Here is an 8,116-nt window from a genome sequence, read left to right on the forward strand (position 1 = left end):
AGTGCCCATCTCATTGCTAGAGCAGGCTAAAGAGGGCGATGCCGCTGCGATCGCCGCGTTGATGAACCAGGCCCTACAGCCCAAGGGCGTTACCGTGCGCTGCGATCGCCAAAGCGATTGCCTACAGCTATGGCTTACGGGGCAAACCCTACCTCCCCAGACGGCAACGGTCTCCTATGTGCGACGGGGGCTAGAGCGATTGCAGGTTACCTCAATTACGGTTCTTCAAATTTACGCAGAACAGGCCGATCAGCGAGAGCCTGGCTGGGGAGTTGAAGTTGACCTCAGTGCGGCTACAGATGAGGTTCGGCCATTAACGCTAGAGAGCGACTTCGATCATCAGTCCGCAGCGTCTGAAGATCTGACGGAGCCCGTCGCCGGACCTGAACAACCAGCTCCAGGTACTGTTGCCTATGCCTATGCCCTGCTTGGCCTAAAGCAGGGAGACTCACTGAAAAAAGTTGAGGACGCTTACTTTAAACTCAAAGCTCAGACCCTACGCGAGGGCGATCGGGCCAAGGTAGAAGACTTGAAGCAGGCGTTCCGCCAGCTCAAGGAATATATAGAAAATCCACCCCAGCAACAAGCCGCAGAGGCTTCTGCCGAGACTGAGGCCCCTGTTTTAGCTTCTCAAGATGAATCTCTTCCTGCGGTGGAACGAGTCGAAGCCCTGCTTAAAGAACGAGGTGTTGCGGCTCAGGTCAGCACGCAGGGTAGCCAGCTTAATATTTCCTGGCTAGCCGTTCGCGTGATTAACCCCGAAGACGCGGCTAACCAGGTTCAAACTCTGTTGACGCATCAAACATTAGCTTCTTTAGGACTCTCTAGCATAGAAAACTTGGTTTTTTCAGGGTTGAGTCGCGACCAGGCAGTTGTTTGGCAGCAGACTTCGCCTTTGACTAAGCGTTAGGGCTGCTGAAGCCTTACCGTTACCCTTCTCTCTTTAAGCCTGCCATCTTTGAGTAGGTAGGCTGGATTAAACGCGGGATGGATCATTGCACCATAATCGACGCCGGTCGATAGTTTTCGCGCCGTGGAGAGTCTACGGGATTTGCAAATAATTGCACTCTCCTACTTAGCCAGCTCCCTTAATTAGCCAACAGCAAAATGGCAGAAGATAGTCATCCTCTGCCATTGCAAAAAATAATTTAGTTGTGTCTAGGCGATCTACCAGCGGGAAAACTCGCGGTTGCCACCATCTCGGCCGCCGCCGCCACCGCCGAAGTTGCCGCGGGGAGCACCACCACCGGCGCGCTTTTCTTTGGGACGAGCTTTGTTAACGCGCAGCTCGCGACCCATCCACTCAGCTCCGTCGAGGGCCTCAATGGCAGCGTCTTCGTCAGCTTCCTTCTCCATCTCGACAAACGCGAAGCCCCGGGGGCGACCGGTTTCGCGATCGGTGGGCACCGTTACTCGGCTAACGGCCCCGTACTCGGAAAAGACTTCAGTGATGTCTCCTTCCGTAGCATTGTAGGCGAGGTTTCCTACATAGATCGACATGGCACAACTCCAAAATTGACATGTAATGTAGACAAGTTCGATTCGGAGTGGTACACACGATTACCCGAAAACTGAGATCAGACTGTGATTAACCAGCCTACCGAAAGCAAAACATGTTACCCGCCTACTTTAGCATAAGGTTTCTGGAGATTAATCGTTCTGTAATACTGTGACAGCAGTCGTTACAGCCATTGAGGACGGGGCTTCCCATAAGTTTTGTAACACGCTACTTAGAGCACTTGCCAAGGCTTGATCAGCGTCTGCCGTAGAAGGTAACCTCAACATCAGCACACCAGCCAGCGGCCAAATTTTCATACAAAAAGACGCGCTCTACTCGGTAGTACACGCCGTCTCTGAATACGCAGTCACCGATGCGCGGAATAATCGGGTAGGTAGCAAACCACAGGGCGTCTTTGGTGGGAGCGCTGGGGCTGTTGCTGCTGGCCGCTAAATAAAATACCTGAACCTTAAACCCCCGGTCCGTGCTGACGGGAGTTGGGATAGGACTTGCGCTGGGCTGGCCGCTGCTTTTGCCGGTAGTTTTTTTAGTGGCCACAGAGTTGGCGATGAGGGGTACGGGTGCTTTGAGGGGAGATTGCACCAGTAGTCTACCAAGACTATGGAGGGGAGTTCGTGGAGTATGGAGGGTGGAGCGCAAAATTTAGGATTGAGGGTGCAAGGTTTGACCCAAGTCTGGCAACTAAAACCTTGCACCCTTCGCTCTGGTAGTTAAGACTGCCCTGGGGGCGAGTCTTTGACCAACGCAGTTCTAGCTGTTACCGCGACGCTTGAGGGCAGCCACCATCTGCTGGCGCACGGCCCTAGCCCACTGGTCAAACTCAACGGTGGGGCGAGCGTCTTGGTCGAGGGTGGCTCCAAATCCCTGGTTATTTCTGTCCTGCGTCATAGCCTTGTCCTTGTTGTCTGTATAGATAGTTAGGTTATTTTTCTGACCTAGATTATTATTCCCTGAGGTTACCTGCCTAGGCTATGCCCCCGGGTAGGGATTTCATAACCTGGATGTTGGGGAGAAGCGCTAATTGCGGCGGCGGGATGGCGGCTGTAAGTCAGGCTGGGAGCCAAAGAGAGTGTTAAAAGCAATGGCTCCAAGACCGCCTAAGGACTGATAGGGCAGAATGGCTCTATATGAAATTATTGCGAATTCTTTTCTATGCGCCCCATTCGTACGTTTAACGTTACCCCAGCTCTGCCCCAGCGGCTAGAGGCGCTGCGCACCCTGGCCTACAACCTCCACTGGGATTGGGATGTGGAGATGGTAGACCTATTTCGGCGGCTGGACGGCGATCTGTGGGAATCGAGCCGCTACAACCCGGTGCTGATGATGGGCACCATTAGCCAGGCGCGGCTGAATGAAATTGCGGAAGATGAGGGGTTTTTGGCCCAGATGGATCGGGCGGCCCAGCGGCTGGAGGACTATCTGCGCGATCGCACCTGGTACAAAAAGCACCGCAAGTCGCCTGTCTCGGGGGAATGCTACGCCTACTTTTCTATGGAGTTTGGCCTCACCACCTGCATGCCGGTGTATTCCGGGGGATTGGGGGTGTTGGCTGGCGATCACCTCAAGTCGGCTAGCGATCTGGGCCTGCCCCTGGTGGCGGTGGGCCTGCTCTATCAGGAGGGCTACTTTGCCCAGTATCTGAATGCCGACGGCTGGCAGCAGGAGCGCTACCCGATCAATGACTTTTACAACATGCCCCTGCACCTAGAGCGGGATGCCAAGGGTCAGGAGATCAGAATTGAGGTGGAGTACCCGGGACGCGTGGTGTACGCGCGGGTGTGGCGAGTGCAGGTGGGCACGGTACCGTTGTACCTACTCGACACCAATATCGAACCCAACAATCAGTACGACCAGGATATCTGCGATCGCCTCTACGGCGGCGACATCGACATGCGCATTCACCAGGAGGTGATGCTGGGCATTGGCGGGATTCGCATGTTGAGGGCTTTAGGGCTGACGCCGACGGCCTACCACATGAACGAGGGCCACTCGGCCTTTATGGCCCTAGAGCGCATGCGGGTACTGGTAGAAGAACAGGGCCTGACCTTTGCTGAAGCCCTCCAGGTGGCCCAGGCCAGCCAAATGTTTACTACCCACACCCCAGTGCCCGCCGGTATCGACCTATTTCCGCCGGAGAAGGTGCTGCACTACCTGCGTCCCTACTGTGAGCGATTTGGCCTGGGCGATGCTGAGTTTCTAGCCCTAGGCCGCACCGATACAGGAGATTTTTCGGCTCCTTTTAGCATGGCGGTGCTGGCAATTAAGACGGCAACCTTTATCAACGGGGTGAGCAAGCTCCATGCGGAGGTGTCGCGCGATATGTTCGGCGAGCTGTGGACAGGTCTGCCCCAGGGCGAGGTGCCGATTACCGCTATCACCAACGGGGTGCACGCCCGCAGCTGCGTCGCTCGCTCGACCCAAACACTCTACGATCGCTACCTTGGCCCCAACTGGGCTGAGGCGAGCCCGGGCGCATCGCTCTGGAAACGGGTGTACGCCATCCCCGACGATGAACTGTGGCGCAACCACGAGCAGTGCCGATCGCACCTGGTGGTGACGGTGCGCGATCGCCTGGCCAAGAGCACGCGCGATCGCGGCGGCTCGACCCGCGAGCTGGCCGAAGCCCAGGAGTGCCTCGACCCCTTTGTGCTCACCATTGGCTTTGCTCGCCGCTTTGCCACCTACAAGCGCGCCACCCTGTTTCTCCACGACCTCGAGCGCATCCGCAATATCATTAACGGCAATGGCGGCGATCGCCGCGTGCAGTTTGTGATTGCGGGCAAAGCCCACCCCAAAGACATTCCCGGCAAAGAACTGATCCGCAGCATCATTCACTTCACCCGCGATCAGGGGTTGAGTAAATCCATTGTGTTTGTGCCCAATTACGACATTCACCTGTCGCGGGACATGGTGGCCGGTTGCGACGTGTGGCTCAACAACCCCCGCCGCCCCCGCGAGGCCAGCGGCACCAGCGGCATGAAAGCGGCGATGAACGGCCTCCCCAACCTCAGCGTGCTCGACGGCTGGTGGGATGAGGCCGACTACATTCGCACCGGCTGGCCCATCGGCCACGGCGAAGACTACGACGACCCTAACTACCAAGACGACGTGGAGGCCAACGCCCTCTACGACATCTTGGAAAAAGAGGTGGTGCCGCTGTTCTACGATCGCGACAAAGACGAAATCCCTCGGGGCTGGGTAGCCAAAATGAAGGAGGCAATCTACTTCAATACGCCCCAGTTCAACACCGCCCGCATGGTGAAGGACTACGCCAATTTGGGGTACTTTGCGGCCAGCGATCGCGCCTCTACCCTAGCCTCGGCCAGCTATAGCCCCGGCAAAGAGCTGGCCACTTGGCAGGCCCGCATGGCCGACCACTGGTATGACGTGCGCTTTGAAGAAGTGGCTATCTCCGACACGACCAACCTCCAGGTGAACCAGCCTTTTAAAGTGACTGCCGCCATTCAGCTCGGTGCCCTCACCCCCGACGATGTGCAGGTCGAACTCTACCAGGGCACAGTCTCGGTGGATGGCGAAATTCACTCGGGGGTAGCGGTGCCCATGGCCCATCAGGGGCCAGATGCCAACGGCAGAAGCATCTACGCCTTGGAAATGGAGTACACCGCCAGCGGGTTACAGGGCCTGTCACTGCGCATTTTGCCCCGTCACCGATACCTCAACAGCCCCTACGATCCCAAGCTAGTGCTCTGGGCCGACCCAGACTCGGTGCGGATTGTCTCGGGGGTGGTGACACCTACAGCAGCGCTGGTGTAAGCAAGATCTGTCTGGTTCACCATGGGCTAAGCGCTTGTGGATCAAATGCCGATTGTCAAAAACGGATTGCACAGTGCGCAGGCAGGTCGGAAGCTAGGGCAGGGGCGATCGCCCTGTTGCTCTCTAGGCAATCGGCCTGGGTGACGGGGGCAGTTTGGGCCGTTGACAGCGGCGCATAGCCCAGCGTAATCACTACGCTTGAGATGGTGTAGTGATTGGGTTTCTAGGGATAATCAGCAGATCTAAAACGTCACCCTAAAAGCCCGGTTTCTAACCGCAAGCATCAGTCGCACTATGGAGAAATCACCATGGCCTCAGTTCAGGTTTCGTCGAACGCGTCGCGCTTTGGCCAAGACGTGGCTATCCGCCAGTTTCAGCTGGTTGCCGACGAGCCAACCCACCTCGGCGGCAGCGACCAGGGGCCGACTCCAACGGAGCTAGTTTTAGCGGGACTGGGCAGCTGCAAAGCGATCACGATCAAAATGTATGCCGAGCGCAAGGGTTGGCCGGTTGAGCATGTCTACGTGGCGGCGGAGCTGCAAACCGTAGAGAAACAGTCAACCATTGCGGTCTACCTGACTTTGGTGGGCGACCTGACCGCTGAGCAGCGCGATCGCCTGCGGGAAATTGGCGATCGCTGCCCGGTGCACCGCCTGCTCAGCGCCAGCACCCCAATTCAAACCGTCTTGACCCCTGCCGCGATTCCGTCGCCATAACCCATGAACTCATCCCCCATTCAGACCGGGTTTGATCGCATGTTCCAACCCAATCAGCTGACGGTCGGCGTGTTCTTTCCTATCGAGGCGTACAAGGGCAGCATTCCCACCATGCAGCATCAGGTGGAGCTGGCCCAGCGAGCCGAGGCCCTGGGCTATGCCGCCCTCTGGGTGCGAGACGTGCCGCTCTATGACCCCACCTTTGGAGACGTGGGGCAGATTTTTGACCCCTGGGTTTACTTAGGCTACATGGCGGCCCAGACCGATCGCATTGCCTTGGCCACCGGCAGCATTATCTTTAGCCAGCGCCACCCGTTGCACCTGGCGAAGTCAGCGGCTTCGGTCGATCAGCTCTCCCAAGGACGGTTGGTGATGGGGGTGGCTTCGGGCGATCGCCCGGTGGAGTTTCCTGCCTTTGGGGTTGACTTTGAGACGCGGGGCGATCGCTTTCGTCAGACCTTTGCTGACTTTAGGCAGGCCTTGGCCACAGAGTTTCCGGTGATGCGCTCGTCGCTGACCCAGATGGAGGGGGCCGACCTGCTGCCCAAGCCCGTCAACGGCAGCATTCCCCTGCTGGTGACGGGCCACAGCCGTCAAACCCCCGAGTGGATCGCCGAGCACGCTGACGGCTGGCTCTATTACCCACGCCATCCCCACATGCAGGCCCGCATGATTCAAGACTGGCGCGCCCTGGTCGATCGCGTCGCCCCTGGCAGATTCAAACCCTACGCCCAATCGCTCTACGTCGATCTGGTGGATGACCCCACCGCTGCGGCAACGCCCATTCACCTGGGCTATAGGCTGGGGCGCGATCGCCTGCTCGACCTGCTGCTGCACCTGCGCGACATTGGCGTCAACCACGTCGGCCTCAACCTCAAGTATGGTGAGCGCCCCGCAGGCGATGTGCTAGAAGAAATTGGTCGAGAGGTTTTACCGCACATTCATTCAGAGGTTTTAACCCATGGACGAGTATCAGTCGGTTAGCTGTGATTTCTACGACGAGTTAGAGGCTCTGGCCACCCTACACCAAACTTGCCCAATTCACTACCGCACCGAGGGCGGCGATGAAGTGAGCACTGAAGGCCAAATCGTCGATTTCTTTGCGGTTGAGAAAGCCGAATATCTGCGGCTGAAGGACGGCACCGAAATTCGCCTCGATCGCTTGATTTCTGTAGACGGCAAGCCGGTACAGTTTGCGGCCAGCGAGTAGCAGGGCTGGCGATAGATCAACCCCCGCCATTTTGTCCTCACCCAGTTTGTTTGCGATAATGGCTGTATCTCCAGGAGATTTAGGCTATGCCTAACAGCCTTAATTGCCAGGACATCGTCGCTAGGGTTAAAGCCCATCAAAGTACTCTTGAGCAGATGGGTGTTAAATCTCTAGAGATTTTTGGTTCTGTAGCTCGCGATGAAGCCACCCCTCAAAGCGATGTTGACTTCTTAGTGGAATTTTCTAGGCCAGTCGGGTTTTTCCAAGTTTTTGATATTCAATACTTTTTAGAAGATCTGCTTCAGCGTCCTATTGATTTAGGCACAGTGGATGCTTTAAAGGAACACCTACGACTTCCAGTTTTGGAGAGCACGATTCGTGTCTTCTAGGAACTGGAGGTTGCGGGTAGAAGATATTTTGAATGCCATCGAGACAATTCAGACTCGTTTAGACGGCTTTGATTTTGCAGCCTTTGTTAATGACGCTATCTTGGTTGAGTCGATAATTTATCAGCTCATCATTATTGGGGAAGCTTCAGCAAATATTCCCTCGGACATCAAAGCCCTGGCACCAGACTTGCCCTGGCGACAAATGACCGATATGCGAAATATCATGGCCCATGCTTACTTTCGAGTAAAGCTGGATGTTGTTTGGGAAACCGCTTGCGAAAACTTATAGCTGTGGTCATCTAGGTTAGGACGCGGCTTGCTTGAGCACGACTTCAATAGCGGCACGTAAGCCGTCGGCATGGGGGAGGTGTTTGCGAATCCGGCTCTTTAACCACCCCCAGCACTTTTCGATCCGGTTGAGGTCGGGGGAATAGGGTGGAAGGTAAACGACCTGACAGTCTGCGGCCTCAATCAACTGAACAATCCGACCGCCGTGATGAAAGGTGGC

Annotated in this window: 11 protein-coding genes; 7 read left to right on the top strand and 4 right to left on the bottom strand. The window is 56.4% G+C overall.

The features are described from left to right. Position 1 precedes the first annotated feature (1 nt). Positions 2–910 carry a hypothetical protein gene (locus H6F75_RS11460; protein ID WP_190752243.1) on the top strand — a complete coding sequence of 303 codons (909 nt, stop codon included), beginning with the start codon at positions 2–4 and terminating at the stop codon, positions 908–910. Positions 911–1,167: 257 nt separating this feature from the next. On the opposite strand, the gene H6F75_RS11465 is transcribed toward H6F75_RS11460, so the two are convergent. From H6F75_RS11465 to H6F75_RS11475, 3 genes are all read right to left on the bottom strand, one after another. Next, a complete protein-coding gene (locus tag H6F75_RS11465) occupies positions 1,168–1,500 on the bottom strand; it encodes an RNA-binding protein (protein WP_190519114.1) in 333 nt (110 codons plus the stop codon). Positions 1,501–1,753: 253 nt separating this feature from the next. Then, positions 1,754–2,056: a hypothetical protein gene (locus H6F75_RS11470; protein ID WP_190752245.1), complete on the bottom strand. Its 303-nt coding sequence runs from the start codon at positions 2,054–2,056 to the stop codon at positions 1,754–1,756. A gap of 213 nt (positions 2,057–2,269) precedes the next feature. Further along, on the bottom strand, positions 2,270–2,407 hold the full coding sequence (locus H6F75_RS11475; protein WP_190752247.1) for a hypothetical protein: 138 nt from the start codon (positions 2,405–2,407) through the stop codon (positions 2,270–2,272). Positions 2,408–2,671: 264 nt separating this feature from the next. On the opposite strand from H6F75_RS11475, the gene glgP reads away from it, so the two are divergent. The 6 genes from glgP (at position 2,672) to H6F75_RS11505 (ending at position 7,897) form a co-directional block, all read left to right on the top strand. Next, on the top strand, positions 2,672–5,293 hold the full coding sequence (gene glgP, locus H6F75_RS11480) for an alpha-glucan family phosphorylase (RefSeq protein ID WP_190752248.1): 2,622 nt from the start codon (positions 2,672–2,674) through the stop codon (positions 5,291–5,293). Positions 5,294–5,601: 308 nt separating this feature from the next. After that, the gene (locus H6F75_RS11485) at positions 5,602–6,009 is read left to right on the top strand and encodes an OsmC family protein (RefSeq protein WP_190752250.1); all 408 of its coding nucleotides are present in this window, start codon (positions 5,602–5,604) and stop codon (positions 6,007–6,009) included. A 3-nt stretch (positions 6,010–6,012) separates the two neighbouring features. Next, a complete protein-coding gene (locus tag H6F75_RS11490; protein WP_199303872.1) occupies positions 6,013–6,993 on the top strand; it encodes an LLM class oxidoreductase in 981 nt (326 codons plus the stop codon). Next, the gene (locus H6F75_RS11495) at positions 6,971–7,219 is read left to right on the top strand and encodes a hypothetical protein (RefSeq protein WP_190752252.1); all 249 of its coding nucleotides are present in this window, start codon (positions 6,971–6,973) and stop codon (positions 7,217–7,219) included. Before H6F75_RS11490 ends, H6F75_RS11495 begins: the two co-directional genes overlap by 23 nt. Positions 7,220–7,305: 86 nt before the next feature. Further along, a complete protein-coding gene (locus H6F75_RS11500) occupies positions 7,306–7,608 on the top strand; it encodes a nucleotidyltransferase family protein (protein ID WP_242019888.1) in 303 nt (100 codons plus the stop codon). Further along, positions 7,598–7,897, top strand: a complete 300-nt coding sequence (locus H6F75_RS11505; RefSeq protein WP_347710639.1) for a DUF86 domain-containing protein — start codon at positions 7,598–7,600, stop codon at positions 7,895–7,897. The genes H6F75_RS11500 and H6F75_RS11505 overlap by 11 nt, the downstream gene beginning before the upstream one ends. 15 nt (positions 7,898–7,912) lie before the next feature. Here H6F75_RS11505 and H6F75_RS11510 read toward each other — a convergent pair. Further along, positions 7,913–8,116: transposase (locus H6F75_RS11510; RefSeq protein ID WP_190752254.1), on the bottom strand; the 204-nt coding region annotated here is incomplete at its 5' end.

The sequence above is a fragment of the Nodosilinea sp. FACHB-131 genome, from assembly GCF_014695395.1.
In the GTDB taxonomy this organism is placed as follows: domain Bacteria; phylum Cyanobacteriota; class Cyanobacteriia; order Phormidesmidales; family Phormidesmidaceae; genus Nodosilinea.